Consider the following 26,315-nt stretch of genomic DNA (forward strand, 5'->3'; position numbering starts at 1 on the left):
CGACAACAATGGCTATCTTCCTCACCAAGGAAAGCAAGGTCATCGTCCAGGGGATGACCGGCTCCGAGGGCCAGAAGCACACCCGGCGCATGCTGGCCTCCGGCACCAACATCGTCGGCGGCGTCAACCCGCGCAAGGCGGGCACGACCGTCGACTTCGACGGCACCGAGGTGCCCGTCTTCGGCACGGTCAAGGAGGCCATGGAGGCCACCGGCGCCGACGTCACCGTCGTCTTCGTCCCGGAGAAGTTCACCAAGAGCGCGGTCATCGAGGCGATCGACGCCGAGATCCCGCTCGCCGTGGTGATCACCGAGGGCATCGCCGTCCACGACACCGCCGAGTTCTGGGCCTACGCGGGCTCCAAGGGCAACAAGACCCGCATCATCGGCCCGAACTGCCCCGGTCTGATCACCCCCGGCCAGTCCAACGCGGGCATCATCCCGGCCGACATCACCAAGCCGGGCCGCATCGGCCTGGTCTCGAAGTCCGGCACGCTGACGTACCAGATGATGTACGAGCTGCGCGACCTCGGCTTCTCGACCTGTGTCGGCATCGGCGGCGACCCGATCATCGGCACCACCCACATCGACGCCCTCAAGGCGTTCGAGGCCGACCCCGACACCGACCTGATCGTGATGATCGGCGAGATCGGCGGCGACGCCGAGGAGCGGGCCGCGGACTTCATCAAGGCCAACGTCACCAAGCCGGTCGTCGGCTACGTCGCGGGCTTCACCGCCCCGGAGGGCAAGACCATGGGCCACGCCGGCGCCATCGTCTCCGGCTCCTCCGGCACCGCCCAGGCGAAGAAGGAAGCCCTGGAGGCCGCGGGTGTGAAGGTCGGCAAGACGCCGTCCGAGACCGCCCGCCTGGCGCGCGAACTGCTCGCCGGCTGACACGGCGCACGACGCCGGACGGCGCGGGCCCGCACCCCTTCAAGGGGCGCGGGCCCGCGCCGTCCGCGCGCCCGCCAGGTCCCGGGGCCGTCCTCAGCCGGCCGCCCGGTCCTCCGGCCCGTCCGGGGAGGACTCGGACACGGCCGGGGCCCCGGTCTTCTGCGGCGCCTGCCGCGCGGAGTCGTGCGCCTGGGGCCCGCCCAGCGACGCCAGCAGCGCCGCCGCGGCCACCAGCGCGGTCGCCCCGAAGGACGCGCCCGTCCGCAGCCGGACCGTCCGCTCGCTGCCGTCGCGCGCCGTGGCGGCGGACGGGAGCTCCGGCAGGGACTCGGTGTCCGCCAGCTCCTCCAGCAGGGAGCGGATGATCTCCCTGCGCCGGGCCGGTGCGACACGGCGCAGGACCGGCACGCACTCGGCCAGTGCCTCGCGCGCGTGCATCAGCCGTGCGGCCGTGGCGGCGGTGCTGGCCTCGCTCTCGGCGGCCGTCTCCGACAGCCCCAGCCCGAGGCCGTCGTGCAGGAGCAGCGTGCGGCGGTAGGAGGGCGGCAGGTCCAGCAGGGCTTCCGGCGGCAGCCCTCCGCCGCTCCCCTCCGGCCCGTCCCTCCCCGGCCCGTCCTTTCCCGTCCCGCCCCTCCGGGCCGCGCGGCGGCGGGGGTCCAGCCGGTGCCAGGGCGAGAGCGCGTGGTCGTACGCCGCCGTCCGCACCCAGCCGGCCGGGTCCCGGTCCACGGCGACCTCGGGCCACCGCTCCCACGCCTGCCGGAAGGCGTGGCGCACGGCCCGTCCGGCCAGCTCCCGGTCGCCGGTGAGCAGATACGCCTGGCGCAGCAGCGGCCGCGCCAGGCGCTCGTAGAGCAGGTCGAACGCCTCGGCCGGTCCGTCCGCCGTCGCCGGGCGGGGGTGGTCCGCGGCCTCCGCGAGCCCGGACGGCGGTCCGGCGGCGGGCCTCTCGTCCGCGGCGGTTTCCGGGGCCGCGCCCTCGGCGGGTGCGGGAACGGAGAGTGTCTCGGTCATGCTGGCCGCCCCCTACGGGTCGTCATGATTGCGGCGGTATGGGTGCCATACCGCCGCACTGTATGAAAAAACTGCATAGCGTACTGTGTGCGACACATCGACTGTTTCCCTGCTCCCCGGACGAATCGGGCGTTGTTGGCAGCATGTCGGCGTGCATCCGATGACCCACCGCGACGCGTCGCCCTCCCCACCGCCCCCGCATGCCCTCGTGCTCGTCCGTCATGCGCCGGTCCCTCCCCGTGACCGCCTTCTCGACGGTGTGATGGCAGCGGGCCTGGGCCTGGGCGGAATCGCCGTCCTCGTCATACTGCTGTGGATCACCTCGCCCCACCCCGACGACGGTCCCGGCGGCGCGCTGCGCATCGCCGCCGACCTCTGGCTGGTGGCACACGGTGCCCCCCTCGTCCGCACCGAAACCCTCAGCGGTTCCCCCGCGCCGGTCGGGCTGGTGCCCCTGCTGCTGTGCGCCGTGCCGGTGTGGCTGCTCCACCGCACGGCCCGCGGCGCGGTCCGGGGGCCGGCCTCCGCCCGCGTCCCCGGTGGCGTTCAGGGCGCGGGTTCCGGCGGGAGTTCCGGGGCGGGGGACGCGGGTGCGGCATGGCGTGCCACGGGCTGGATCATCGCGGGGTACCTGCTGGTCGCGGCGCTCGTCACCGTCTACGCGGCCTCCGGCCCCATCCGGGTCGATCCGCTGGGCGCCGCGCTGCGCCTGCCCGCCGTGGTGGCCGCCGCGGCGGTCGCGGGAACGTGGACGGGCCTCGGGCGGCCGCTGCCCGAGGCCCCGCTGCCGCTCCCGCGCCGGATGCGGCGGCGGACGGAGCGGTCGGCGCCCACCCGCGCCGGAGCGTCGGCCGCCCTGCGCGGCGCCGCCGCGGCGACCGCGGCGCTGTGCGCCGGGGGCGCGTTGCTGGCGGCGGGCGCCCTGCTCTGGCATGTCGCCACCGCCCAGCGGGCCGCCTTCCCGTCGCCGGAGCCGCCGGCCCCGACCACGTCGGGGCTGGCGGCGGTCCTGCTGCTCGCCCTGGCGCTGACGCCCAACGCGGCCGTCTGGGGCGCGTCGTACGGCCTCGGCCCCGGGTTCACGCTCGGCGGGGGCAGCGTGGTGCGGCCCTCGGCCGTGGCCGGCCTGCCGCCGCTGCCGGACTTCCCGCTGCTGGCCGCCGTACCGGCCGAGGGGCCGGGCACCGCCGCGGCCTGGGCCGCGGCGTTCCCGGTCCCGCTGGCGGGTGGACTGCTCGCCGCGTGGTGCGTGGCGCGCGCGGCCGTGCCCGCCAGGGGAGGCCTCGCGGCGCTGGACGGACGGGCGACCGCCTGCGCGGCCGTACTGGCCGCCTGTGGCTGCGGCGCGGCGATGGCGGTGCTGGCCGCGTGCGCGGGCGGCCCGCTGGGCACGGGGGCACTGGCCCACCTCGGCCCGGACTGGCGGCTCACCGGGGCCGCGGCGCTGGGCTGGACGGCCGTCCTGGGGGCGCCGGCGGCCCTGGCCCTGCGGTCCTGGCGGCTGCGTCCGGCCCGCGGGCGCTGACGTGTGCCGGGCGCGAAGTCTCCCGCCGCCCCGCGGCCGTGGCGGCCGCGCCCGGCCTCACTCTCCTGTCCGGCCTCACTCCTGCCCGGGGTCGCCGAACAGCGGGCGCAGCTCCTCGGGCAGATGCCGTTCGCACGCCTCGCGGGAGGAGGTGGTGAGGGCGTCCTCGACGCAGACGAAGTAGTCGCGGTAGACGAGCTGGACGGTGAACTGCGCCGCGATGATCACCAGCGCGAGGATCCCCGTGACCAGCCCGGTCACCGCCGCCGCCAGCTGGGGCCGGCCCGAGCGGCCGGCCTCCGGGCGGGAGGGGGCGGGCGCCTGGTCCGCGCCGGGCCCGGGCGCGGTGGAGCGGTCGGTGCCGGCCACGTCCTCGGGCCGGGCGGCCGCCCGGCCGGTCTCCGCGCCGGAGCCGGTGCCGCCGCCCGCACCGCCGCCCGCACCGCCGCCCGCACCGCCGCCGGTGCCCGGCTTGCCGCGGATGGCGCCGATGCCCCAGTACACGGCCAGCGCGCCCAGGGGCACCGCCAGCCAGGGGAGGCCGAAGAAGGCGAAGATCAGTCCCCAGCCGCCGATGACCAGGGCGTACCGGGCCCGGCGCTGGACCGGGTCGGTCGGATCCCAGCGCATGCCGCCGGGTCCGCCGCCGGGTCCGCCGCCCTGCTCCGGACGGCCGCCGCTGCCGAAGCCGCCGCTCTGGCGGCCCGGCTGGCGGCTGCTCCACCGGCTGCCCCAGTCGGGCGAGGAGCCCTCCGGCCGGTCGCCGTTCCCGTCGCCCCGCGGGGAGTCCGGCGAGCCGGACGAGCCGGACGAGCCGGAGGAGTCGGACGGATCCGTTCCCCGGGACCCGCGCGGGCTCCAGGGCTGCTCGGGGTGCCCCTCGGGGGGCGCGGCGAAGGGGTTGTCGTCCTCCCGGCCGCGGGAGAGCGGACCGCCGGAGAACCGGTCGCGGGAGAGGCGGCCGGTGGAGGGGGACGGGCCGGAGGAGGACGGGCCGGAGGGAGGCCGCCACCGGATCGGGCCCGGAGCGGTACCGGTCGAGGTCTCAGGGGCCGCGCGGCGTCGTCGGTCCGTCATGTGCTCTGTGTCTTCCCCTAGATGTCGTCCCGGCCCCGGGCCGTTCGCCGATGTGTGGCCCAGACGCTACCGGGCGGCCGTCCCCCCGTCCCGAGGGGGCTGTCCGGTGTGCCGGTATCGTTGCTGACGGTCGGCCGCTTCGTAGGGTTCCCCGGATTCGTCCGCCCCATGGATTCGTACGACCGTACAAAGCCGCACCGTCCCATCGAGAGATCCGAGAAGAGCCTCGTCGTGGCTTCCGCTTCCCGTTCCTTCGCCGCCCACTCCCCGGCCCGCGTCGTGGTGCTCGTATCGGGTTCGGGGACGAACCTCCAGGCCCTCCTCGACGCCATCGCCGAGGAGCGGCCGGACGCCTTCGGCGCCGAGATCGTCGCCGTCGGGGCCGACCGCGACGGCATCGCCGGGCTGGAGCGCGCCGAGCGCGCCGGGCTGCCCACCTTCGTCTGCCGCGTGCGCGACCACGGCACCCGGGACGCCTGGGACCGCGCGCTGGCCGAGGCGGTGGCGGCGTACGAGCCCGATCTGGTGGTCTCCGCCGGCTTCATGAAGATCGTGGGCAAGGAGTTCCTCGCCCGGTTCGGCGGGCGCTTCGTCAACACCCACCCCGCCCTGCTCCCCAGCTTTCCCGGCGCCCACGGCGTGCGCGACGCGCTCGCGTACGGCGTGAAGGTCACCGGGTGCACCGTCCACTTCGTCGACGACGGCGTCGACACCGGCCCGATCATCGCCCAGGGCGTGGTCGAGGTGCGGGAGGAGGACGACGAATCCACGCTCCACGAGCGGATCAAGGAAGTCGAGCGGCGGCTGCTCGTCGACACGGTGCGACGCATCGCCCGCCACGGCTACCGCATCGAGGCAAGAAAGGTCATTCTCGGTCATGACTGAAGGCTCCGAGACCACCGAGGCCACCAGGCGGCCCGTCCGCCGCGCGCTGGTCAGCGTCTACGACAAGACGGGCCTGGAGGAGCTGGCCCGCGGCCTGGACGCGGCGGGCGTCAAGCTCGTCTCCACCGGCTCGACGGCCGCGCGGATCGCCGCCGCGGGCGTGGAGGTCACCCGGGTCGAGGAGCTGACCGGCTTCCCCGAGTGCCTGGACGGCCGGGTGAAGACCCTCCACCCGCGCGTGCACGCCGGCATCCTGGCCGACCTGCGCCTGGAGGACCACCGCCGGCAGCTCGACGAGCTGGACGTGGAGCCCTTCGACCTCGTCGTCGTCAACCTCTACCCCTTCCGGGAGACCGTCGCCTCCGGCGCCTCCCCGGACGAGTGCGTGGAGCAGATCGACATCGGCGGCCCGTCGATGGTCCGCGCCGCCGCCAAGAACCACCCGTCCGTGGCCGTCGTCGTCAACCCCGGCCGCTACGGCGAGGTGCTGGAGGCCGTCGCGGGCGGCGGCTTCGACCTCGCCGCCCGCCGGCGCCTGGCCGCCGAGGCCTTCGCGCACACCGCGGCCTACGACGTGGCCGTCGCCTCCTGGTTCGCGGACGACTACGCCCCGGCCGACGACTCCGGCTTCCCCGAGTTCCTCGGCACCGCCTACCGGCGTTCGAGCGTGCTGCGCTACGGCGAGAACCCGCACCAGGCCGCCGCCCTCTACAGCGACGGCACCGGCGGCCTGGCCGACGCCGAGCAGCTGCACGGCAAGGAGATGTCCTACAACAACTACACGGACACCGAGGCCGCGCGCCGGGCCGCCCACGACCACGCCGAGCCGTGCGTGGCGATCATCAAGCACGCCAACCCCTGCGGCATCGCCGTCGGCGCGGACGTCGCCGAGGCCCACCGCAAGGCCCACGCCTGCGACCCGCTGTCCGCCTTCGGCGGCGTGATCGCGGTCAACCGCCCGGTCTCCGTCGCCATGGCCGAGCAGGTCGCCGAGATCTTCACCGAGGTCATCGTGGCCCCGGACTACGAGGACGGCGCGGTGGAGGTGCTGGCCCGCAAGAAGAACATCCGCGTGCTGCGCTGCCCCGAGGCCCCGGCCGCCCGCCTGGAGCACAAGCCGGTCGACGGCGGCGCGCTGCTCCAGGTCGCCGACCGCCTCCAGGCCGACGGCGACGACCCCGCCGCCTGGACGCTCGCCACCGGCGAGGCGCTGGGGGAGGCGGAACTGGCGGAGCTGGCCTTCGCCTGGCGCGCCTGCCGGGCGGTGAAGTCCAACGCGATCCTGCTGGCCAGGGACGGCGCCACCGTCGGCGTCGGCATGGGCCAGGTCAACCGGGTGGACTCCGCCAAACTCGCCGTCCAGCGCGCCGGCGAGGAGCGGGCGCGCGGCTCCTACGCGGCCTCCGACGCCTTCTTCCCCTTCCCCGACGGCTTCCAGGTCCTGGCGGACGCGGGCGTGCGGGCGGTCGTCCAGCCCGGCGGCTCGGTCCGCGACGAGCAGGTGGTCGAGGCCGCGAAGGCGGCGGGTGTGACGATGTACTTCACGGGCACCCGGCACTTCTTCCACTGAGGTGGACGCGCGTCAGGCCGCGCCCCGGCGGGGGCGCGGCCTGCGGCGTGTGCGGGCCGGGTCAGGCCCGCGGGCGGTTGAACCAGGCCGCCGACTCGGCGGAGGACAGCAGCACGATGCAGACGATGCCGAGCACCAGCCACAGCAGCCCGAGCGGCAGCGTGGCCAGGCCGACCAGCACCAGGACGGCCGACCAGGCGACGCCCGCGATCCGCAGTCCGTTGCCGCCCTGCGGGAACTTCACGGCCAGCACGATGCCGGCGATCGCGTGGAGCAGGAAGAAGACGAACATCGCGTAGTAGATGCCGGTGCCCACGCCCAGATCGCCGTAGGTCTCCTCCAGGTCGTCCTCGGCCGCGGCGAAGGTGATGATCGCCAGCAGTGAGAAGAGGGCCTGGATCCCGCCGGCGATGAAGAAGATCATCCGGGACGAGCCGACCTTGCGCGGCATCGCCCCGGGCGGCCCGCTGGGCGAGCCCACCGGGCCGGGCGGCGGCGACAGCGGATGCTCCTCGGCGCCGCCGAAGGGGCCGTAGTGCCCGGCCGGCGGACCGCTCGGCTGCCCTCCGGGGGGCCGGTCGTACGGGTTCTTCCGGTAGGGGTCGTTCGGGGTGTTCGGGTCGGAGCTGCTCATGGCGTTTTCCTCCGGTTCCTCCGGTTCCTCCGGACGGTCTGTGCGGTGACCGGACGCCGCGGGGGCCGCACCGCGGCCCCCGCGGTGCGGCCCCCGATGCCTGCGCCCTTGCGCGGCGCCCGCCGGGCGGGCCGCGCCACTCCCTCAAGACCACCCTTCCCCGTACCGGCCCGTGCATCCCCCGGCCGGTACGGGGGACCGCCGTTGCGGGGACGCGCCGGACGGGTGGGAATCCACCGGGCCGGATCGCCCGGGACTACCGCTGCTGCTTCACGACGACGCTGTTGATCACCTTGTCGGCGAAGGTCTGCTTCTTGTCGTCCCACAGCGGCCACAGATAACCGATGTAGCAGGCCGCGCCGTCCAGGAAGTGCGCCAGCCTCCGCACGAAGGCCATGCCGAAGCCGAGCGGCTGCCCGTCGGCCTCCCGCAGCACGCTGATCTTCAGGGCCTTCTTGCCCGGGGTCTGCCCGGTCTTGCCCTCCTTGTGGATCAGCCAGAGCTGGCCGGCCAGGGAGAGCAGGATGCCGATGCCGATCAGCGGCCAGGTGCTGCCGGGCACCTCGGCCGCGTTCTGCGCGCAGACCGTGTCGCCGATCGGGCAGCTGTCGGCCGCGTCGATGACCGCCCCGAGGAACTGCGCGTAGCCGATGCCGATCAGGATCATCGGCACCAGGCCGGCGATCAGGCCGTCCAGCAGGGTCGCGCCGACCCGGGCGCCCCAGCTCGCGTACGGCGGCGTGCCGCCGTATCCGGGCTGCTGGGGGTAGGGGGCGTACGCCCCGCCGGGCTGCTGGGGGTACTGCGGCTGCTGGGTGTACGTGCCCTGCGGCGGCACGCCCTGCTGCGGGTAGCCGTAGCCGGGCTGCGGAGGCTGCTGGCCGTAGGGGTCCTGCGGCCGGCCGCCGGGCTGCTGCGGGTAGCTCATGAGCTTCTTCCTTACGAGCGGACGGGGCGGGGCCGAGGGGATGTCCAGGGGGACGTCCGGAGGAACACCGCGGCGCCCCCGCAGCTCCGCTGCGCGAGGAACGGGTCGTACATGAGCGTGCCTCCCCCGTGCGCCGCACCCGTCGGCCCCCCCGCGGGCACGGCACCCGCGACCATGCTGGTGGGCAAGGATGACGCTGTCCAGACAAGGCAGGGGACTGTGGCGAATCCGCAACGCCCGGCCCCGCCGCACCGGGGAACGAGGCGTTCCGCGACGCTCCGGTCGCTCTCCGTGCCGGAGGTGCCGCGCGGTGCGGACGCGATTGGAGACCGGGCCTCCGTATCCGGGAGGATGGCCCCATGACCGCCCAGATTCTCGACGGCAAGGCCACCGCAGCCGCGATCAAGACCGAACTCGCCGCCCGCGTAGAAGCCCTGAGGGCACGCGGCATCCAGCCAGGCCTGGGGACGCTCCTGGTCGGTGACGACGTCGGCAGCCAGAAGTACGTCGCGGGCAAGCACCGCGACTGCGCCCAGGTGGGCATCGCCTCCATCCAGCGCGAGCTGCCCGGCACCGCCTCCCAGGAGGACATCGAGGCGGTCGTCCGCGAACTCAACGAGGACCCGGCCTGCACCGGCTACATCGTGCAGCTCCCGCTGCCGCGCGGGATCGACACCAACCGCGTCCTGGAGCTGATGGACCCGGCCAAGGACGCCGACGGGCTCCACCCGACCAACCTCGGCCGCCTGGTGCTCAACGAGCGGGCCCCGCTGCCGTGCACCCCCAACGGCATCGTCGAGCTGCTGCGCCGCCACAAGGTGGAGATCGACGGGGCGGACGTGGCCGTCGTCGGCCGCGGCATCACCGTCGGCCGCTCCATCGGGCTGCTGCTCACCCGCCGCTCGGAGAACGCCACGGTGACCCTGTGCCACACCGGCACCCGGGACCTGGGGGAGCATCTGCGCCGGGCGGACATCGTGGTGGCGGCGGCCGGGGCGGCGCATCTGGTCCGCCCCGAGCACATCAAGCCGGGCGCGGCCGTGCTGGACGTGGGCGTCAGCCGGGACGCGGCGACGGGGAAGATCGCCGGCGATGTGCACCCGGACGTCGCGCAGGTCGCCGGGTGGCTCTCGCCGAACCCGGGCGGCGTCGGCCCGATGACGCGGGCGATGCTGCTGGCCAACGTGGTGGAGGCGGCGGAGCGCGCCGCGGGTGCGGACCGTGTCGGCTGAGACGGGGACGGAGAAGGCCGGGAGGGCCGAAGGGGCCGGAGGGGCCGGAGGAGCCGGGGAGAGCGGGCAGGCCGGGGAGGCCGCCGGTGCCCCCCGGCGTCCCTCCCGGCGGTTCCCGCTGATCACCCGTGACACCGCCCGCCCCGAGGGGGGCGGGCGGGCGGCCCCCGGGGACGCCCCCGCGCCCGCGCGGCAGTGGCCGCTGCTGTGCGTGCTGATCGGGACGGCCGCCGGCCTGCTGGTGACGCTCGGCCACTTCCGCGCGGGCCTGCTGACCGTCGGCCTGTCCGTGTTCGCCGGCGCCGTGCTGCGCTGGGCGGTGCCGTCGGTGGGGATGCTCGCGGTGCGCTCCCGCTTCACGGACGTGGTGACGTACGGCGTGCTGGGCACCGCCATCGTGCTGCTGGCGCTGATGGCGCAGCCCGCGCCCGTGCTGGAGATCCCCTTCCTGGAGGACGTCGTCCACTTCACGATCCGCTGACCGGGCCGGGAACCACCGCCGCCGACGCCACCGCCACCGCCGACGCCACCGCCGACGCCGACGCCGACGTGGCCGCCGACGCGGATGCCCGCGCACGGCGGGATCCGGCCGGTCCCGGACGGCATGACGGCGGGAATCCGGGGCATGCGGATGACGTACCCCCCCTCGGGTGCGGTACGTCCCCCCGCAGCCGCCCGCCGCTCCCCCCTCCGGCGGGCGGCTGCCCCCCGAGGTGGGGCCGTCGGATAGCCTGACGCCAGGTCTCTTGACGTAGAGATACGTTGGAGACCCAGCCGCCACTGTCAGGTAAACGGAGACCGCCATGACCCGCACTCCCGTCAATGTCACCGTCACCGGCGCCGCCGGCCAGATCGGCTACGCGCTGCTGTTCCGCATCGCCTCCGGCCAGCTGCTGGGCCCGGACGTGCCGGTCGCGCTGCGCCTCCTGGAGATCCCGCAGGGTCTCAAGGCCGCCGAGGGCACCGCGATGGAGCTGGACGACTGCGCCTTCCCGCTGCTCAGCGGCATCGAGATCACCGACGACCCGAACAAGGCGTTCGACGGCGCCAACGTCGCCCTCCTGGTCGGCGCCCGCCCGCGTACCAAGGGCATGGAGCGCGGCGACCTGCTGGAGGCCAACGGCGGGATCTTCAAGCCGCAGGGCAAGGCCATCAACGACCACGCCGCGGACGACATCAAGGTCCTGGTCGTGGGCAACCCGGCCAACACCAACGCTCTGATCGCCCAGGCCGCCGCCCCGGACGTACCGGCCGAGCGCTTCACCGCCATGACCCGCCTGGACCACAACCGGGCCCTGTCGCAGCTCGCGAAGAAGACCGGCACCCCGGTGTCGGAGATCCGCCGCCTCACCATCTGGGGCAACCACTCGGCCACCCAGTACCCGGACGTCTTCCACGCCGAGGTCGCGGGCAAGAACGCCGCCGAGGCCGTGAACGACGAGAAGTGGCTGGCCGAGGACTTCATCCCGACCGTCGCCAAGCGCGGCGCCGCCATCATCGAGGCCCGCGGCGCCTCCTCGGCCGCCTCCGCCGCCAACGCCGCCATCGACCACATCCACACCTGGGTCAACGGCACCCCGGAGGGCGACTGGACCTCCATGGGCATCCCCTCGGACGGCTCCTACGGCGTCCCCGAGGGCCTGATCTCCTCCTTCCCGGTCACCTGCTCCGGCGGGAAGTACGAGATCGTCCAGGGCCTGGAGATCAACGAGTTCTCGCGGGCGCGCATCGACGCCTCCGTGAAGGAGCTGGAGGAGGAGCGCGAGGCCGTCCGCGGTCTCGGCCTCATCTGACCCGGCCCCGCCCCGATTCCGTTCCGGACCCGATCCGGACCCGATCCGGACCCGATCCGGAACGTCTGCGCACCGAAGGCCCCCGGCTCCCGGAGCCGGGGGCCTTCGGCGTTCCGGCGCCGGGCTGCTCCCCGTGCCCGCCCGGGTGCGTCACGTAGTGACCGTAATGTCCTCCATATCCCGCCATCCCCTTAAATCCATTTACATAGAGCCCAAGTGATCATGGTTTCCTGTGTGAAGCACGCCACTTGACATGGATTAAAAGAATGAATTCCTCGGTATGGGGCATGGGACCGGGTCGCTCGGACCGCCGGGCGGCAACAGCACCATGCGAGGAAGGCAGTACGGAACGTGTCGGCAATCGAGACCATGCACATCGACGGGGAGTGGCGTCCCTCCCTCTCCGGAAGAACCAGGGAGGTCCTCGACCCCGCCGACGCGACGGTGCTCGCGGTCGTCTCCGAGGGCGGCGCCGAGGATGCCGACGCCGCCGTCGAGGCCGCCCGCCGCGCCTTCGACACCGGCGTCTGGCCCCGCACCCCCGTCGCCGAGCGGGCGGCACTGCTGCGGCGCACCGCCGACCTCCTCCAGCGGGACCGCGAGCAGCTCGCGCTCACCGAGTCCATGGACACCGGCAAGACCATCGAGGAGGGCCGTGTCGACGTCGACGACGTCACCGCCGCCTTCCGCTACTTCGCCGACCAGGCCGTGGGCACCTCCGGCGGGCGCGTGGTGGACGCGGGCAGCCCGGATGTGCACAGCGTCGTCGTCCACGAACCGGTCGGCGTCTGCGCGCTGATCACCCCCTGGAACTACCCGCTGCTCCAGGCGAGCTGGAAGATCGCCCCGGCGCTGGCGGCGGGCAACACCTTCGTCGTCAAGCCCAGCGAGATCACCCCGCTGTCCACCGTCCACCTGATACGGCTGCTGGCCGAGGCCGGCCTGCCCGCGGGCGTGGCGGGCCTGGTCACCGGCGCGGGCGACCCGGTCGGCGCCCGGCTCTCGGAGCACCCCGGCGTGGACCTGGTCTCCTTCACCGGCGGCCTGGCCAGCGGCACCAGGGTGGCCGCCGCCGCGGCCGCCACGGTCAAGAAGGTCGCCCTGGAACTGGGCGGCAAGAACCCCAACGTCGTCTTCGCCGACGCCTGCGCCACCGAGGAGGGCTTCGACACCGCCGTCGACCAGGCACTCAACGCCGCCTTCATCCACAGCGGCCAGGTCTGCTCGGCCGGTGGGCGCCTCATCCTGGAGGAGTCCGTCCACGACCGCTTCGTCACCGAACTCGTCCGCCGCGCCCGCCGCATCCGGCTCGGCCGGGGCACCGAGCCCGGCGTCGAGTGCGGCCCGCTCGTCTCCCAGCAGCAGCTCGACAGGACCGAGGAGTACGTCGCCTCCGCGGTCGCCGAGGGGGCCGTCGTCCGCTGCGGCGGAGAGCGCCCGAAGCCCTCCGACACCCTCCCGGCCACCGGCTACTTCTACCCGCCGACCGTCCTGGACCGCTGCGACCGCACGATGCGCGTGGTGCGCGAGGAGGTCTTCGGCCCGGTCCTGACGGTGGAGACCTTCCGCACCGAGGACGAGGCCGTGGCCCTGGCCAACGACACCGAGTACGGCCTGGCCGGCGCCGTCTTCTCCGCCGACACCGCCCGCGCCCGCCGGATCGCCGCCAGGCTGCGCCACGGCACCGTGTGGATCAACGACTACCACCCCTACCTGCCGCAGGCGGAGTGGGGCGGCTTCGGCCGCTCCGGCGTGGGACGCGAACTCGGCCCCTCCGGGCTGGACGAGTACCGCGAGACCAAGCACGTCTACGAGAACCTGCGCCCCGCGCCGGTGCGCTGGTTCGCCGGCTGACCCCGCCCGCGCCCGGACGCCTCCACGCGCCCCCGCGCGCACCCACTCACTCCCGCGCACCCCTGACGCGACACCCCTGTAGGAGCACCACCTTCATGCCCAGCAAGACCACCTACGACTACGTGGTGATCGGCGGCGGTACGGCCGGCTCGGTGATCGCCTCCCGGCTCGCCGAGGACCCCGGCACCACCGTCGCCCTCATCGAGGGAGGCCCCTCCGACGTCGACCGCCCCGACGTACTGACCCTGCGCCGCTGGCTCGGCCTGCTCGGCGGCGACCTCGACTACGACTACCCCACCACCGAGCAGCCACGCGGCAACTCCCACATCCGGCACAGCCGCGCGCGGGTGCTCGGCGGCTGCTCCTCGCACAACACCCTGATCTCCTTCAAGCCGCTGCCCTCGGACTGGCAGGAGTGGGAGGACGCCGGGGCGAGCGGCTGGAACGCCATCGCGATGGAGCCCTACTACCACCGGCTGCGCAACAACATCGTCGCCGTGGACGAGAAGGACCGCAACGCCATCGCCCGCGACTTCGTCGACGCCGCCCAGGCGGCCCTCGGCGTACCGCGCGTGGAGGGCTTCAACGCCAGGCCGTTCACCGAGGGCGTCGGCTTCTTCGACCTCGCCTACCACCCGGAGACCAACAAGCGCTCCTCCGCCTCCGTCGCCTACCTCCACCCCCACATGGAGGCCGGCGACCGGCCCAACCTGGAGCTGTGGCTGGAGACCTGGGCGTACCGCCTGGAGTTCGGCGGGGACGACGGCCGCCGCGTCACCGGCGTCCACGTCCGCACCGCCGACGGCGGGGAGACGCTGGTGAGCGCCCGGCGCGAGGTCGTGCTGTGCGCGGGCGCCGTGGACACCCCGCGGCTGCTGCTGCACTCCGGCGTCGGACCGGCCGCCGATCTGGAGGCCCTGGGCATCCCGGTCGTCCACGACCTGCCGGGCGTCGGCGAGAACCTGCTGGACCACCCCGAGTCGGTCATCGTCTGGGAGACCGACGGCCCCATCCCCGAGAACTCGGCGATGGACTCGGACGCGGGCCTGTTCGTCCGCCGGGACCCGGACTCGCCCGGCCCCGACCTGATGTTCCACTTCTACCAGATCCCCTTCACCGACAACCCCGAGCGGCTGGGCTACGAACGCCCCGCCCACGGCGTGTCGATGACCCCCAACATCCCCAAGCCCCGCAGCCGCGGCCGGCTCTACCTCACCAGCGCCGACCCCTCGGTCAAACCGGCCCTGGACTTCCGCTACTTCACCGACGCCGAGGACTACGACGCCCGCACCCTCGTCGACGGCATCCGCATCGCCCGCGAGATAGCGGGGACCGCGCCGCTGGACTCCTGGCTCAAGCGGGAGGTCTGCCCCGGCCCGGACATCACGTCCGACGAGGAACTGAGCGAGTACGCCCGCAAGGTCGCCCACACCGTCTACCACCCCGCCGGCACCTGCCGGATGGGCGCGGCCGACGACGAACTGGCCGTCGTCGACCCGCGGTTGCGCATCCGCGGACTGGACGGCGTCCGTGTCGCCGACGCCTCGGTCTTTCCCACCATCCCCGCCGTCAACCCCATGATCGGCGTGCTGATGGTCGGTGAGAAGGCCGCCGACCTGCTCCGCGACGACCACGACGACCACGACGAGCCCGACGAGCCCGACGACACCACGACACCGGGAGGTGCCGCGTGACCGCAGCCCCAGCCACTCCCTCCGGAGCCTTCTCAGCGCCGGACGCAGTGACGCCGGAGACCGACGACCCGGTGTTCTCCGTCCGGAACCTGTGGAAGGTCTTCGGCCCCAAGGCCGACCGCGTCCCCGGCGACACATCCCTGACCGGGCTGTCCGCCACCGAGGTGCGCGAGCGCACCGGCTGCACCGCCGCCGTCCGCGACGTCTCCTTCGACGTCGCCCGCGGCGAGGTCTTCGTCGTCATGGGCCTGTCCGGCTCCGGCAAGTCCACCCTGGTGCGCTGCCTGACCCGGCTGATCGAGCCCACCGCCGGCACCCTCCACATCGACGGCGAGGACGTCCTGGCCATGGACCGGTCCCGGCTGCGGGAACTGCGCCGCACCCGCGCCGCCATGGTCTTCCAGCACTTCGGCCTGCTGCCGCACCGCACCGTCGTCGACAACGTCGCCTACGGCCTGGAGATCCAGGGCGTGGGCAGGGCCGAACGCCGCGCCCGCGCCGCCGAGATGATCGAGAAGGTCGGCCTGGCCGGACTCGGGGAGCGCCGCCCCGGTCAGCTCTCCGGTGGCCAGCAGCAGCGCGTCGGCCTGGCCCGCGCACTCGCCGTCGACCCCGAAGTCCTGCTGTTCGACGAGCCGTTCAGTGCGCTGGACCCGCTGATCCGCCGCGACATGCAGGAGGAGGTCATCCGCCTGCACCGCGAGGAGGGCCGCACGATGGTCTTCATCACCCACGACCTGGCCGAGGCACTGCGCATCGGCGACCGCATCGCGCTGATGCGCGACGGCGAGATCGTCCAGCTCGGCACCCCCGAGGAGATCGTCGCCGCCCCGGCCGACGACTACGTGCGCGACTTCGTCCGCGACGTGCCGCGCGAGCAGGTCATCTCGGTGCGCCGCGCGATGCGCCCGGCCCTCGCCGGCGAGGCGGACACCGGTGTCGCCCTCGCCCCCGGCACGGTGGTCGCCGAGGCCGTCGAGGCCGTGGCGCGCAGCGGCGGGCACGTCCGCGTGGTGGAGGACGGCCGCACCCTCGGCGTCGTCGACCACGCCCGGCTGCTGGCCGTCGTCGCCGGACTGGACCCGGACGCCGCCGGACCGGCCCCCGACGCCGCCGACTCCCATACCACCGGCGGGGAGGTGGCCGCCGTATGACGACCGCCACCCCCGCCCCCTCCGCCCCGACCCCGGAACCGGGGAAGCCGGAGAGCCAGCACAAGACCGGGAAGGCCGGGAAGGTCGGCAGGCAGAAGGAGACCGGGAAGCCCGGGGAGCCCGGGAAGACGGCCTCCACCGCCCCCGGACCCGGCCCGGACCGCGAGGGACCCCCGGGCCGCCCCGGCGCCCTGCGCCGCCTGGCCGCCCGCACCCCCGGCCGGCCGGCCGCCCGCGGACTGCTCGTCCTCGCCCTCCTCGCCCTCGTGGCGGTCCCCGCCGCGGCATCGGCGTGGGGCAGCGGAAGCTGGCCGGACGCCCTGACCTACGACGTCCGCACGCCGCTGGACGAACTGGACGCCTGGCTGGTCGACAACCGCGAGTCGCACTGGCTGTTCCTGTACTTCCTGCTGCACATCAGCAACAACGCCGTCTCCGCCGTCGACGGCGTCCTCGCCCTCCTCCAGGGGCTCGGCTGGACGGGCGTGACGGCCGCCGCCACCGTCCTCGCCTGGCTGGCGGGCGGCGCGGACCTCGGCCGCCGCGCCCTGCGCACCGCCGCGACCGCCCTGGGCACCTTCGCCGTGATCGGCCTGCTGGACCTGTGGGCGCCCGCCATGGAGACCCTGGCGCTGATGGTCGTCGCCGTCGCCGCCGCCGCGCTGATCGGCGCAACGCTCGGCCTGGCCGCCGGGCTCTCCGACCGCTGCGAGCGGCTGCTGCGCCCGGTGTTCGACACCATGCAGGTGATGCCGGCGTTCGCCTACCTGCTGCCGTTCGTGCTCCTCTTCGGCATCGGCACGCCCTCGGCCCTGATCGCCACCGTCATCTACGCGGCACCGCCCATGGCCCGCCTCACCTCGCTCGGCCTGCGCGGCGCCGACCCGGCCGCGCTGGAGGCGTCCGCCTCGCTGGGCGCGAACGCCTGGCAGCGGCTGATCACGGCCCGGCTGCCGCTGGCCCGCAGGCAGATGCTGCTCGGCCTGAACCAGACCATCATGATGTGCCTGTCGATGGTCGTCCTCGCCTCGGTCATCGGCGCGGGCGGCCTGGGCGACGAGGTCTTCACCGCCCTGTCGCGGGTGGACGTCGGCCAGGCGCTCGGCCCCGGCATCGCCATCGTGCTCATCGCGATCTGGCTGGACCGCACCACCGCCGCCGCCGGCGCGCGCCTGGACGACGCCTCCGCCCCCGCGAGCCGCAGGCGCGCCTGGTCGGTACGGGCCGCCGCCGCGGCGTTCGTCGCCGCGGCCTCCGCGGCCGGCTCGGCCGCCCTGGGCCGGGAGTGGCCCGAGCAGTGGACCGTGAGCATCTCCGGCCCGGTCAACACCGCCGTCGGCTGGATCACCGAGAACCTCGGCTCGGGCATCCCCCTGGTCGGCGGCACCGCCACCTGGTCGGAGAACTTCGCCCGCTGGGTGCTCAACCCGCTGCGCGACGGACTCCAGGGCGCCCCCTGGTGGCTGCTGCTCCTGGCCGCCGCCGCCCTCGCCCTGCTGACGGGCACCTGGCGCACCGCCCTGACCGCCGTGGCCGCGCTGGCGGCGATCGGCGCGATGGGACTGTGGCCCACCTCGCTCAACACCCTCTCCCAGGTGCTCGCCGCCCTGGTGGTCACCCTGCTGCTGGGCGTCGCGATCGGCGTCCTGGCCGCCCGGGTGTCCTGGGTGGACCGGGCCATCCGGCCGGTGCTCGACGTGATGCAGACGATGCCGCAGTTCATCTACCTCATCCCGGTGGTGGCGCTGTTCAACGTCGGCCGCACCGCCGCGATCATCGCCGCGGTGGTCTACGCGCTGCCCGCGGTCGTCCGCATCACCGCCCAGGGCATCCGGGAGACCGACCCGGGCGCGCTGGAGGCCGCCCGCTCCATGGGCGCCTCCACCGGCCAGCAACTGCGCCACGTCCAGCTCCCGCTGGCCCGGCCCGCCCTGCTGCTGGCCGTCAACCAGGGGGTCGTCCTCGTCCTGGCCATCGTCGTCATCGGCGGCCTGGTGGGCGGCGGCGCGCTCGGCTACGGCGTCGTCTACGGCCTGCAGAAGAGCGAACTGGGCATCGGCCTGACCGCCGGCGCGGCGATCGTCTGCCTCGGTGTGCTCCTGGACCGCATCACCCAGCCCGCCGCCTCCCGCGACCGGCGCTGACCCGGGCCCCCGACACCCCACCACCCCCACACACGCACAAGTACGCACCACAGGAAGAGAGATCAGGCATGAACACCGGCAAGAACAGCAGACGCGTACGCACCACCCTGGCCGCCGGATCGGCCGTCCTCGGCATGGCCGCGCTCAGCGCCTGCGGCGCCGCCGACACCTCCGCCTCCGCCTCCTCCGGCGGCGGCGACACCGTCACCATCGCCGTCCCCTCCTGGGTCGGCGCCGAGGCCAACGCGGCCGTCGCCAAGCACATCCTGGAGGAGGAGCTGGACGTCAAGGTCAAGCTCCAGCAGATGGACGAGCCGGTCGCCTGGGACGCGCTCGACAGCGGCAAGGTCGACGCGATCCTGGAGGACTGGGGCGGCGTCCCCAAGAAGGAGAAGCGCTACATCGAGGAGCGCAAGACGGTCGTGGAGGCCGGCGACCTCGGAGTGACCGGCCACATCGGCTGGTTCGTGCCCAAGTACTTCGCGGACGAGAACCCCGACGTCACCGACTGGAAGAACCTCAACAAGTACGCCGACGAGCTGAAGACCACCGAGAGCGGCGGCAAGGGCCAGCTCCTGGAGGGATCGCCGTCGTACACCACCAACGACGACGCGATCATCAAGAACCTCGACCTGGACCTCAAGACGGTCTACGCGGGCAGCGAGGCCGCCCAGATCACCCAGATCAAGAAGTACGTCAAGGAGAAGAAGCCCTTCCTGACGTACTGGTGGACGCCGCAGTGGCTGAACGCCGAGATCGACTTCGTCGAGGTGAAGCTGCCGGAGTACACCGAGGGCTGCGACGCCGACCCCGAGAAGGTCGCCTGCGCCTACCCCGAGACCCCGCTGCAGAAGTACCTCAACGCCGACTTCGCGAAGGACGGCGGTGACGCCGCGCAGTTCCTGAAGAACTTCAACTGGTCGACCGAGCAGCAGAACCAGGTCGCCAAGTGGATCGCCGGGGACGGCATGTCCGCGGAGGACGCGGCGGCCAAGTGGGCCAAGGAGAACAAGTCCACCTGGGAGAAGTGGCTCCCGTAAGGACCGGCCCCGCAAGGGGCGGCCCCGTACGGCCACGGGCCCGGAACGCACTCGCGTTCCGGGCCCGCCATTTTGCCTGCGGCGCGCGGGTAGCGGTTCAGCCGCCGGTCTTGGGTTCGGGTACGACGTAGGAACCCTTGCCGGGCACTGTGTAGACGAGCTCGCGCTCCCGCAGTTCGCGCATGGCGCGGCGCGCGGTCATCTGGGCGATCCCGTACTCCTCGGAGAGGCGGGCCGGGGTCGGGATCATCCGGTCCGGCGCGTACTCACCGCTCGCGATCTTCGCTTCGATCACATCCGCCAGTTGCATGTACAGCGGGCGTCCCGACTCCGGATCAAGGCTCATGCTTTGAAGCTAGCTAGTCATACAACAGTTCGCATGGCTAGCTCTATCTACATCGTGATACATCTAGATGCATCACGGTGTGATTTGCTTCACGCCGGAACGGAAAGACCCCCGCGACCGACGCAACCGGTCCGGGGGCGTGGCCACCAACTACACAGGAGTTGATGACGTGCGCGACCTTATCGCGCGTGCCCTCGGACGGGCACGCCGTCCCGTCCTCGCAACGCTGCTCGCCCGGCTGCTTCCGGCCAGTGGCCGGCACCGCAGGATCCCCGTCCCGGCCCCGGCGCGCCTGCGCCGGACGGGCTCCGCCCGGCCCGCGCCGACCGGCGCGAGGGCCGTCGGCCGGATCCCGGCGCCGCGCTCGCCGTACAGCCGCGAGCAGGCCCGGCCGCTGGACGGGGCGGACTCGGCGCTGGTGCGGCCGTACTGGGCGGCCCATGAGCGGGCGACCCGCGAGTGGGTGGCGCGGCGACGGAGGCGGGTGCTGTGGCTGGCGACGATGGGACTGGACCTGGACACCCGGAACATCCACGCGGCGGCCGGGGGTGCCCGGTGGTGAACGAGGCGGAGTACCGCTCCCCGTCCTGCGTGATCGGCCGGCACGGGCACTGCGCCGACGGTCAACCGCGCGACAGCGGTGTCCCCGGCGTCCGCCACCTGGTGTGCGCCTGCCCGTGCCACCCCGCGCCGGAGGCGCGGGAGTCCGCCGCCGTGCCCCCGCCCGGCGCCGGGCACTGGTACCGGCTGTGCTGGACCGTACGGCCGGAGCAGGACCCGCACCGGCTCCTGCCGCGCGTGCTCCACGGCGTACTGCTCGGGCAGGACGTGCCCGCGATACTGCGCGGGATGCGCGGCTGCCTGGCCCCGCCGGCCTTCCACGACCCGGCCCGCGTCCGGGCCGAGGCGGACACCGGGCGCGGCTGGACGTACGAGACCGCCGCCCTCACCGCCCATGCCCGCCGCATCGCCGAACCGGCCGAACCCGCCGACCGCGCGGCCCTGTTCGGCTGCCCGGACCGGAGGGGGTGCCGGGCGTGATGTCCCACCGCACGCGCCGCGGGCGGCTGGAGTCGTGCACCTGGACCACCCTCCTGGTGGCCGTCTCCACCGTGGCCGTGGTCCTCCTCGTCCAGGCCGCCCACCGCGGCTGACCCGTACGGCCCCGCATCACGTCCACCGGGTGGGGAGGGGACGCCCTCCCCACCCGAGGCGGAGCGGGAGGCGAGGACGCATGTCCGAGCCGTCGGAGCAGTCGTACGCCGATAGATTGAGCACATGTCACGCAGGGTCGAGAGCATCGCCGTCACCGGTTACAAGTCGATCAGGGCGACCGAGCTGGCCCCGGGACCGATCACCGTCCTCGTCGGCCCCAACGGCGCGGGCAAGAGCAACTTCATCGACGCGGTCGAACTGCTCGGACGCATCGCCGACGGGGACCTGCGGATGGAGGTCGGCCTGCAGGGGGGGAGGCCATGCTGCACGACGGCGCGAAAGGTACCGCCGCACGCATCGAGCTGCGAGTGAAGGCGGAGGACGGGCGCCTGGGCAACGCCTACGAGGCGGTTCTGGTGCCTGCCGCCCAAGGGGAACTGGTCTTCGAGCGCGAGGTGGTGGAGTTCCACGACTCCATCGGCTGAGCGCCGTCCCGGACGGGACGGTCAGTCGAGGCAGAACTCGTTGCCCTCGATGTCCTGCATCACGATGCACGAGTCGTGGCCGTCGTACAGGAGCCGTACGCGTACCGCGCCGAGCGGGACCAGCCGCGCGCACTCGGCCTCGAGCGCGGCCAGGCGCTCCTCGCCCACGAGGCCGGTGCCGACCCGCACGTCGAGGTGCACCCGGTTCTTGGCGGTCTTGCCCTCGGGGACGCGCTGGAAGAACAGCCGCGGGCCCACGCCGGAGGGATCGACGCAGGCGAACCACGAATCCCGCTCCTCGGGCGGCAGCGAGCCGCTGTAGTCGTCCCAGGTGGCGAACCCCTCCGGGGGCGGCGGTACGACGTACCCCAGCACCTCGCACCAGAAGCGGGCGAGGCGCTCGGGTTCCGCGCAGTCGAAGGTGATCTGGACCTGTCTGACCGATGCCATCAGGTCACCGTAAGCAAGGTGATTCCTTGGCTCAACTTTGTTTGACGACAGGAACGTTGACGGGAGGGAACCCCTTGCGGCCGCCGCCGTGCCGTGCGGCGGGGGAAACCGGTACGGACGCGCCCGGAAGGTCGCCCGCCGTACGGGTCCTGGCTGGGGAGCGGCCGGCGACCGTACGGGCACCGGCGCCGTCCGCGACCGGGACGGCGCCGGTGCGCCGGGGTCACTCCCGGTGGAGGACCGAGGTGTCGATCTCCAGGCCGAACGGCTCGGGGAGCGTGAACTTCTCGCCGAACAGCACGCGGTGCTCCACCCTGTAGCGGCCGGAGCCGTCCGGCTCGGCGAACACCGTCGCGCTCCCCTCCCCGTCCAGCGGGTCCACCAGCAGGTAGAGCGGTACGCGCGACCGGCCTTAGCCCTGCGCCTTGTTCTTGCGGTCGCGCAGGACCGTGGACATCGAGGTGATCTCACCGACGAGCAGCACGTCCTCGGCAGGGACCTGCCACTCCCGGGCGTCGCGCAGCACGGCCGACTCGCACACCAGGAGATCGGGGACGTAGCGCTCGCCGGTCGCGGGGAGGGTGACGGTGGTGGTGTTGGTGACGGACCAGCCGCGTTCCCTGGAGGGATGGGCGAGAAGGTAGTGCAGCTCGCCGTAGATCCAGTTGTGGTGGTTCGTGGGCCTCGAAGGGATGAAAATCTCCCCTCTGATGAGCTCGGCTCGCAGGCCCTCGGGCAGTTCGGTCCGCTCGATCCGCGCGTAGGTGTGGAGTATGTCGTGCGGCCTCCGGCCGGGCGGCGGTGTCGTCACCGTGCCTTTCACGGCTGATCCCTCTCTGTGGCTGTGCACGTTCGTGCCGGACTGCCTGCCTCACGGGGGACGCCACCATCATGCGCCAGGCAAGGGCGCCGATGCCGGAACCCGTCCCCCGCCGGGGCAACGATCCGGCGGGGGAGGGGACACGGGCGGGGAGGCGGGGGCCTCAGAAGTCGGCGCGCACCTGCTCGTCCACCCGGCCGACGGACTCCAGGTCGTACATCTCGGTGTACCGGTCGCGGAGGTACTCGATGTCGGCGTCGCGGGCCTCGGCCTTCTCGCGGGGGTAGAGCAGGATCAGCTCGTAGGAGCGCTCGCCGTTGATGGAGCCGGTCCTGTCGCGCCACTGGCCGTAGCCCTCCTGGAGGGTGAGGCCGTCGGGGAAGCGCGGGGTGACGTACTCGTCCAGGAAGTCCATGAACTGCTCCTCGGTGATCGGCGGCTCGCCGCCGTGGCGGCCGGTGCCGAAGAAGAGCTGGGTGCGCACGTACGGCTTGGTGTGGGGGGACTGATACGTCCCGGACACCTCGGCGCGGACGGCGGAGGGTCTGGCGTCCCGCTCCTGGAGCGTGGTGGCGAAGGCGGTGGAGGCGCCGGCCGCGCAGAGCAGGGCCGCCAGCAGGACGGCGAGGCGGGTGCGGCGGGCGGGACGGGAGGTGTGCGGTGTCATCGGGACTCCGGTGGTCGGGCGGGCGGGGGGTGGACTTCTCCTTCACCGGGCCGCTCGCGCGGGAGTTCCCGTGCGAGCAGCCCGGCCAGGTCTCGGGTGGTGCCGCGCAGTGCGCGGGGTACACGGCGGCCCTCCCCGACGGCGGCGACCGCCTGCCGCAGGGAGTTCAGGGCCCTCACGGAGCCCATGCGGGGAGCGCTCTCGGCCAGGGCGGACAGCCAGGCGTCCGTGTCCCGCCACGCGCCCGCGCGCGCCAGGACGCGGGCGAGGTCGGCGGCGAACAGGGCGCGGTAGGCGGGGCCGCCGTCGGACGACACGGCCGCGTGGAGCAGGGTCGCGGCCCCCTCCGCGTCTCCCAGGTCGGCCAGGACGAGCCCGTGGTGGCCGTCGAGTTCCGCGCGGTCGAACCACCAGCTCCAGGCGGGATCCCGGTCCGAGGGGCCGTCCGCGGACATCTCCCGGGCGGCGTCCAGGGAGCGCAGCGCCTGCGCCCTCCTGCCGAGCTGGGCGTACGCCCGCGCCTCGCGTACGTGGAACAGGGCGGCCACCCGCGGCGGCAGGCCCTTGCGGGCCAGGACGGAGGAGGAGGTGAGCAGGGACGCGCGGGGGCGCATGAGGTGGGCCTGCTGCATGCTCAGCACGGACAGCACCAGCAGCTCGATGGAGCGCTCCTCCTCGGGCAGGCGGCGGACCAGGGCGAGCGCCCGCCGGTTGAGGCGGCGGGACAGCCCGTGCCGTTCGGCGTCGAACAGGATCCAGGCGGCGACCTCGAAGAACTCCGCGAGGTCCGCGACGGCCGTACCCGCCGTGCCGGCGGCCCCCAGCGCCTCGGCCGTCTCGACCGCCCGCACCGACCGCATCGCCACGGGGGCCGCGTGGCGCGCCCCCAGCGTCCGGTCGAGCGCGAGGAGTTCGGCCGTCATGGCGCGGACGTCCGGGGGAGGGGGTGTGCGGGGTTCCATCGTTTTCCTGGCGGGATCGGTCCTGGCGGGGTCAGGAATCAGGGATCAGGGGATCAGGAGTGATCGTTTCCCTGCGGTGCGGCGGCCTGTGCGGCGGCGGCCCGCGAGGCGGCCGGGAGGTTGGCGGGGAGCCGGGCGAAGGCCCTCGCCACCTCGGACAGCCAGGCCACCTCCTGGGCGAAGTCGCCGGAGTCGCCACGGCGTTCGGCCGGCGGGGGCGGCGCGGCGGGTAAGGAGGGCGGGGCGGCCGCCGGGTCCCCGGCCCGCGCGTCGAGGGCTGCCCTCAGCAGACGGGCCTCGTCGGCGGGGGAGCCCTGCTCCGCGCCGCGGGGCAGGTGCGGGCCCAGGGCGTGGTAGCCGTCGAGGATCTCGATGACGCGCCGGTGGAGCCGGTAGTCGAGGTCGGCCGGCGGGAGCAGGTCCAGCGGCCGCCCGGGCGGCGGTTCGAGCGCGATCGCCGGCACCGCCTCGTACATGGCCCACCACAGGGGGCGCAACCGCAGGTAGGAGCGGTAGCCGCGCAGCCGGCCGGAGAGGGCGGGCCCCCAGGACGGCACCGTCCAGCCGAACACCTGCAGCAGCGCCCCCACGCTCCCGGCCAGCCAGTACGCGGGCTCCCAGGCGCTCATGTCGTGGCCGAGCTGGGTGCCGGCGATCTGGGTGTAGCGGATGGCGCAGTAGACCAGGATGAGCGAGGCGCCCGCGGTGACCGTCCACATGCCCGCGCGCAGCCAGGTGCGGCGGGCGATGCGCGCGTAGCGGTAGGACAGCCGTACGGCCCCGACCTGTCCCACCGCGCAGACGGTGATGTAGAGGAGCAGGTATCCCGCGTAGCCGGGGTCCTGCATGTTGCGCAGCAGGGTGCCCTCGGCGGAGGCGGTCTGCCGGTAGGGCTCCACGACGAAGAACAGCACGACCAGGACCGCCAGCGCGGCGGAGAACGCCAGCACGCGCCGCCTGGCCAGGACCGCCGCCCGCTCGGGCGGACGCGACCAGTGGACCAGTACGACCTGCTGGGCGGCCGTCAGCACGACCACCGCGGCCTGCGTCATGAGCGTGGTGAGGTTCGGATAGCCGAACAGGCGGGAGACGTCGTCGCGCAGCCAGTTGAGGTCGATGAGGAAGCTGAGCCCGGAGCACAGGAAGTAGGTCTCCAGGGCCCACAGGGCCGGATCGCCTCTGCGCCGCAGGAGTTCGGGGAGCTTGTAGCAGAACGCGGCGAGCCCGACGAGGGCGCACAGGTGGGACAGGGCGTCGTAGATCATCCGCGGCCGACGACGCTTTCCACGCGGGCGATCACGGTGGCCTCCTCGGGAGGCAGGGCGTCGGCGCCCTCCGGGTCCGGGGCGGCCTTGCGGCGGGCGTGCGCCAGGATGAGCGACGCCATCATCTCGGCCTCCTGCTCGGCCCGGTCGTCGTAGGCGGAGCGCTTCAGCGACCTGCGGACGAGGTCCGGATCGGTGCCCGGGAAGAGGTGCGCCGGGACGGCCGGCCCGGGGAGCGCGCCGAAGTCGTGTTCGCAGATGATGTGGGAGAGCTCGTGGGCGATGATGTGCTCCTGGTGGGGCCTGCTGGTGTTCGCCCGGTAGACGATGACGTCCGTGTCCGGCAGGGCGATCCACAGGCCGTGGAGCAGCGGCTCGTCCAACTCCATGGGGACGAGGCGGATGGTGCGCCCGCGCCGCCGGCCCACCTGTTCGCAGACGGCCGTGATGCCCGCGGCGCCGGTGAGGTCCGCGGTGTCCGCGGTGCCGTCCTGCCCGGAGGCGATGCCGATCTCGGCGAGGCGTCTTTCGCAGGCGCGCTGCATCTCCCGGAACCGGGCACGGCGGCGGCCCGGTAAACGCAGGGGGGACGCTGCCACCGTGTGTCCTTTCCGGCTCCGCACCGCGTCGCCTTCGGGGTCCTGGAGGGGACGGCGCCGTGGGGCGGTCGGCGGGTGTCGGTTTTCGGCGCCTCCTGAGAGATCGTCACCAAACGCCGGGCCGTGCGC

Annotated in this window: 27 protein-coding genes; 15 read left to right on the forward strand and 12 right to left on the reverse strand. The window is 73.8% G+C overall.

Annotation, left to right across the window (positions count from 1 at the left end; genetic code table 11):
- Positions 1-8 precede the first annotated feature (8 nt).
- On the forward strand, positions 9-893 hold the full coding sequence (gene sucD / locus BMY40_RS19865; RefSeq protein WP_093661514.1) for a succinate--CoA ligase subunit alpha: 885 nt from the start codon (positions 9-11) through the stop codon (positions 891-893).
- 93 nt (positions 894-986) lie between these two features.
- On the opposite strand, the gene BMY40_RS19870 is transcribed toward sucD, so the two are convergent.
- The gene (locus BMY40_RS19870; RefSeq protein WP_093661516.1) at positions 987-1,907 is read right to left on the reverse strand and encodes a SigE family RNA polymerase sigma factor; all 921 of its coding nucleotides are present in this window, start codon (positions 1,905-1,907) and stop codon (positions 987-989) included.
- A gap of 262 nt (positions 1,908-2,169) precedes the next feature.
- Here BMY40_RS19870 and BMY40_RS19875 point away from each other — a divergent pair, with 262 nt between their 5' ends.
- Positions 2,170-3,432 (forward strand): cell division protein PerM, encoded by a 1,263-nt coding sequence (locus BMY40_RS19875; protein ID WP_093661518.1) that lies wholly within the window; start codon positions 2,170-2,172, stop codon positions 3,430-3,432.
- 75 nt (positions 3,433-3,507) lie between these two features.
- On the opposite strand, the gene BMY40_RS19880 is transcribed toward BMY40_RS19875, so the two are convergent.
- Positions 3,508-4,509 (reverse strand): hypothetical protein, encoded by a 1,002-nt coding sequence (locus tag BMY40_RS19880; RefSeq protein ID WP_093661520.1) that lies wholly within the window; start codon positions 4,507-4,509, stop codon positions 3,508-3,510.
- A gap of 231 nt (positions 4,510-4,740) precedes the next feature.
- Between BMY40_RS19880 and purN the strand changes: the two genes are divergently transcribed.
- Together purN and purH are read left to right on the forward strand one after the other, a co-directional pair.
- A complete protein-coding gene (gene purN / locus BMY40_RS19885) occupies positions 4,741-5,394 on the forward strand; it encodes a phosphoribosylglycinamide formyltransferase (protein WP_245770194.1) in 654 nt (217 codons plus the stop codon).
- Positions 5,387-6,964, forward strand: a complete 1,578-nt coding sequence (gene purH / locus BMY40_RS19890) for a bifunctional phosphoribosylaminoimidazolecarboxamide formyltransferase/IMP cyclohydrolase (protein WP_093661523.1) — start codon at positions 5,387-5,389, stop codon at positions 6,962-6,964. The genes purN and purH overlap by 8 nt, the downstream gene beginning before the upstream one ends.
- A gap of 61 nt (positions 6,965-7,025) precedes the next feature.
- Here purH and BMY40_RS19895 read toward each other — a convergent pair whose 3' ends face one another.
- Entirely contained in the window at positions 7,026-7,598 is a 573-nt protein-coding gene (locus BMY40_RS19895) for a hypothetical protein (protein ID WP_093661525.1), read from the reverse strand.
- Positions 7,599-7,854: 256 nt separating this feature from the next.
- Positions 7,855-8,526: an RDD family protein gene (locus BMY40_RS19900; RefSeq protein ID WP_093661527.1), complete on the reverse strand. Its 672-nt coding sequence runs from the start codon at positions 8,524-8,526 to the stop codon at positions 7,855-7,857.
- 359 nt (positions 8,527-8,885) lie between these two features.
- On the opposite strand from BMY40_RS19900, the gene BMY40_RS19905 reads away from it, so the two are divergent.
- The 8 genes from BMY40_RS19905 (at position 8,886) to BMY40_RS19940 (ending at position 19,437) form a co-directional block, all read left to right on the forward strand.
- Positions 8,886-9,758 carry a bifunctional methylenetetrahydrofolate dehydrogenase/methenyltetrahydrofolate cyclohydrolase gene (locus tag BMY40_RS19905; protein WP_093661529.1) on the forward strand — a complete coding sequence of 291 codons (873 nt, stop codon included), beginning with the start codon at positions 8,886-8,888 and terminating at the stop codon, positions 9,756-9,758.
- Positions 9,748-10,239, forward strand: coding sequence for a DUF3017 domain-containing protein (locus BMY40_RS19910; protein ID WP_245770195.1), 492 nt, complete (start codon positions 9,748-9,750; stop codon positions 10,237-10,239). The genes BMY40_RS19905 and BMY40_RS19910 overlap by 11 nt, the downstream gene beginning before the upstream one ends.
- Before the next feature lie 322 nt (positions 10,240-10,561).
- Positions 10,562-11,551: a malate dehydrogenase gene (locus tag BMY40_RS19915; RefSeq protein ID WP_093661533.1), complete on the forward strand. Its 990-nt coding sequence runs from the start codon at positions 10,562-10,564 to the stop codon at positions 11,549-11,551.
- 369 nt (positions 11,552-11,920) lie between these two features.
- Positions 11,921-13,405 carry an aldehyde dehydrogenase family protein gene (locus BMY40_RS19920; RefSeq protein ID WP_412696509.1) on the forward strand — a complete coding sequence of 495 codons (1,485 nt, stop codon included), beginning with the start codon at positions 11,921-11,923 and terminating at the stop codon, positions 13,403-13,405.
- A 95-nt stretch (positions 13,406-13,500) separates the two neighbouring features.
- The gene (locus BMY40_RS19925; protein ID WP_093661537.1) at positions 13,501-15,099 is read left to right on the forward strand and encodes a GMC family oxidoreductase; all 1,599 of its coding nucleotides are present in this window, start codon (positions 13,501-13,503) and stop codon (positions 15,097-15,099) included.
- Between the two features lie 47 nt (positions 15,100-15,146).
- Positions 15,147-16,253 carry a quaternary amine ABC transporter ATP-binding protein gene (locus BMY40_RS19930; RefSeq protein ID WP_245770207.1) on the forward strand — a complete coding sequence of 369 codons (1,107 nt, stop codon included), beginning with the start codon at positions 15,147-15,149 and terminating at the stop codon, positions 16,251-16,253.
- Entirely contained in the window at positions 16,250-18,397 is a 2,148-nt protein-coding gene (locus tag BMY40_RS19935) for an ABC transporter permease subunit (RefSeq protein ID WP_093661541.1), read from the forward strand. The genes BMY40_RS19930 and BMY40_RS19935 overlap by 4 nt, the downstream gene beginning before the upstream one ends.
- A 68-nt stretch (positions 18,398-18,465) precedes the next feature.
- Positions 18,466-19,437: an ABC transporter substrate-binding protein gene (locus BMY40_RS19940; protein ID WP_093661543.1), complete on the forward strand. Its 972-nt coding sequence runs from the start codon at positions 18,466-18,468 to the stop codon at positions 19,435-19,437.
- A gap of 97 nt (positions 19,438-19,534) precedes the next feature.
- On the opposite strand, the gene BMY40_RS19945 is transcribed toward BMY40_RS19940, so the two are convergent.
- Positions 19,535-19,783: a GntR family transcriptional regulator gene (locus BMY40_RS19945; RefSeq protein WP_093661545.1), complete on the reverse strand. Its 249-nt coding sequence runs from the start codon at positions 19,781-19,783 to the stop codon at positions 19,535-19,537.
- Positions 19,784-19,952: 169 nt separating this feature from the next.
- Here BMY40_RS19945 and BMY40_RS19950 point away from each other — a divergent pair, with 169 nt between their 5' ends.
- The 3 genes from BMY40_RS19950 (at position 19,953) to BMY40_RS19960 (ending at position 21,310) form a co-directional block, all read left to right on the forward strand.
- The gene (locus tag BMY40_RS19950; protein ID WP_177214070.1) at positions 19,953-20,345 is read left to right on the forward strand and encodes a hypothetical protein; all 393 of its coding nucleotides are present in this window, start codon (positions 19,953-19,955) and stop codon (positions 20,343-20,345) included.
- Positions 20,342-20,824: a hypothetical protein gene (locus tag BMY40_RS19955; protein WP_177214073.1), complete on the forward strand. Its 483-nt coding sequence runs from the start codon at positions 20,342-20,344 to the stop codon at positions 20,822-20,824. The genes BMY40_RS19950 and BMY40_RS19955 overlap by 4 nt, the downstream gene beginning before the upstream one ends.
- 237 nt (positions 20,825-21,061) lie before the next feature.
- Entirely contained in the window at positions 21,062-21,310 is a 249-nt protein-coding gene (locus tag BMY40_RS19960) for an AAA family ATPase (protein ID WP_245770196.1), read from the forward strand.
- Positions 21,311-21,444: 134 nt separating this feature from the next.
- Here BMY40_RS19960 and BMY40_RS19965 read toward each other — a convergent pair whose 3' ends face one another.
- The 7 genes from BMY40_RS19965 to BMY40_RS19990 form a co-directional block, all read right to left on the reverse strand.
- Positions 21,445-21,873 (reverse strand): VOC family protein, encoded by a 429-nt coding sequence (locus tag BMY40_RS19965; protein WP_093661551.1) that lies wholly within the window; start codon positions 21,871-21,873, stop codon positions 21,445-21,447.
- Positions 21,874-22,096: 223 nt separating this feature from the next.
- Positions 22,097-22,255: a hypothetical protein gene (locus BMY40_RS28080; protein ID WP_177214074.1), complete on the reverse strand. Its 159-nt coding sequence runs from the start codon at positions 22,253-22,255 to the stop codon at positions 22,097-22,099.
- Between the two features lie 30 nt (positions 22,256-22,285).
- Entirely contained in the window at positions 22,286-22,696 is a 411-nt protein-coding gene (locus BMY40_RS19970) for a Uma2 family endonuclease (protein ID WP_177214075.1), read from the reverse strand.
- 160 nt (positions 22,697-22,856) lie between these two features.
- The gene (locus BMY40_RS19975; RefSeq protein ID WP_093661555.1) at positions 22,857-23,360 is read right to left on the reverse strand and encodes a DUF3574 domain-containing protein; all 504 of its coding nucleotides are present in this window, start codon (positions 23,358-23,360) and stop codon (positions 22,857-22,859) included.
- The gene (locus BMY40_RS19980) at positions 23,357-24,322 is read right to left on the reverse strand and encodes an NsdA family TPR-like regulatory protein (protein WP_093661557.1); all 966 of its coding nucleotides are present in this window, start codon (positions 24,320-24,322) and stop codon (positions 23,357-23,359) included. Before BMY40_RS19980 ends, BMY40_RS19975 begins: the two co-directional genes overlap by 4 nt.
- A gap of 53 nt (positions 24,323-24,375) precedes the next feature.
- A complete protein-coding gene (locus BMY40_RS19985) occupies positions 24,376-25,587 on the reverse strand; it encodes an MAB_1171c family putative transporter (protein WP_177214076.1) in 1,212 nt (403 codons plus the stop codon).
- A complete protein-coding gene (locus tag BMY40_RS19990) occupies positions 25,584-26,186 on the reverse strand; it encodes a M48 family metalloprotease (protein WP_143071795.1) in 603 nt (200 codons plus the stop codon). Before BMY40_RS19990 ends, BMY40_RS19985 begins: the two co-directional genes overlap by 4 nt.
- Positions 26,187-26,315 lie beyond the last annotated feature (129 nt).

Origin of the sequence: Streptomyces radiopugnans (genome assembly GCF_900110735.1) — a bacterium.
Taxonomy (GTDB): domain Bacteria; phylum Actinomycetota; class Actinomycetes; order Streptomycetales; family Streptomycetaceae; genus Streptomyces; species Streptomyces radiopugnans.

What these genes read in the sequence shown, in the direction of transcription:
- BMY40_RS19920 (WP_412696509.1), top strand. Translation starts at nt 11,921, where the DNA reads ATGCACATCGACGGGGAGTGGCGTCCCTCCCTCTCCGGAAGAACCAGG.
- BMY40_RS19960 (WP_245770196.1), top strand. Translation starts at nt 21,062, where the DNA reads ATGTCACGCAGGGTCGAGAGCATCGCCGTCACCGGTTACAAGTCGATC.
- BMY40_RS19980 (WP_093661557.1), bottom strand. Translation starts at nt 24,322, where the DNA reads ATGGAACCCCGCACACCCCCTCCCCCGGACGTCCGCGCCATGACGGCC.
- BMY40_RS19875 (WP_093661518.1), top strand. Translation starts at nt 2,170, where the DNA reads ATGGCAGCGGGCCTGGGCCTGGGCGGAATCGCCGTCCTCGTCATACTG.
- BMY40_RS19905 (WP_093661529.1), top strand. Translation starts at nt 8,886, where the DNA reads ATGACCGCCCAGATTCTCGACGGCAAGGCCACCGCAGCCGCGATCAAG.
- BMY40_RS19985 (WP_177214076.1), bottom strand. Translation starts at nt 25,587, where the DNA reads ATGATCTACGACGCCCTGTCCCACCTGTGCGCCCTCGTCGGGCTCGCC.
- BMY40_RS19900 (WP_093661527.1), bottom strand. Translation starts at nt 8,526, where the DNA reads ATGAGCTACCCGCAGCAGCCCGGCGGCCGGCCGCAGGACCCCTACGGC.
- BMY40_RS19975 (WP_093661555.1), bottom strand. Translation starts at nt 23,360, where the DNA reads ATGACACCGCACACCTCCCGTCCCGCCCGCCGCACCCGCCTCGCCGTC.
- purH (WP_093661523.1), top strand. Translation starts at nt 5,387, where the DNA reads ATGACTGAAGGCTCCGAGACCACCGAGGCCACCAGGCGGCCCGTCCGC.
- BMY40_RS19935 (WP_093661541.1), top strand. Translation starts at nt 16,250, where the DNA reads ATGACGACCGCCACCCCCGCCCCCTCCGCCCCGACCCCGGAACCGGGG.
- BMY40_RS19940 (WP_093661543.1), top strand. Translation starts at nt 18,466, where the DNA reads ATGAACACCGGCAAGAACAGCAGACGCGTACGCACCACCCTGGCCGCC.
- BMY40_RS19870 (WP_093661516.1), bottom strand. Translation starts at nt 1,907, where the DNA reads ATGACCGAGACACTCTCCGTTCCCGCACCCGCCGAGGGCGCGGCCCCG.
- BMY40_RS19895 (WP_093661525.1), bottom strand. Translation starts at nt 7,598, where the DNA reads ATGAGCAGCTCCGACCCGAACACCCCGAACGACCCCTACCGGAAGAAC.
- BMY40_RS19915 (WP_093661533.1), top strand. Translation starts at nt 10,562, where the DNA reads ATGACCCGCACTCCCGTCAATGTCACCGTCACCGGCGCCGCCGGCCAG.
- sucD (WP_093661514.1), top strand. Translation starts at nt 9, where the DNA reads ATGGCTATCTTCCTCACCAAGGAAAGCAAGGTCATCGTCCAGGGGATG.
- BMY40_RS19880 (WP_093661520.1), bottom strand. Translation starts at nt 4,509, where the DNA reads ATGACGGACCGACGACGCCGCGCGGCCCCTGAGACCTCGACCGGTACC.
- BMY40_RS19925 (WP_093661537.1), top strand. Translation starts at nt 13,501, where the DNA reads ATGCCCAGCAAGACCACCTACGACTACGTGGTGATCGGCGGCGGTACG.
- BMY40_RS19945 (WP_093661545.1), bottom strand. Translation starts at nt 19,783, where the DNA reads ATGAGCCTTGATCCGGAGTCGGGACGCCCGCTGTACATGCAACTGGCG.
- BMY40_RS19965 (WP_093661551.1), bottom strand. Translation starts at nt 21,873, where the DNA reads ATGGCATCGGTCAGACAGGTCCAGATCACCTTCGACTGCGCGGAACCC.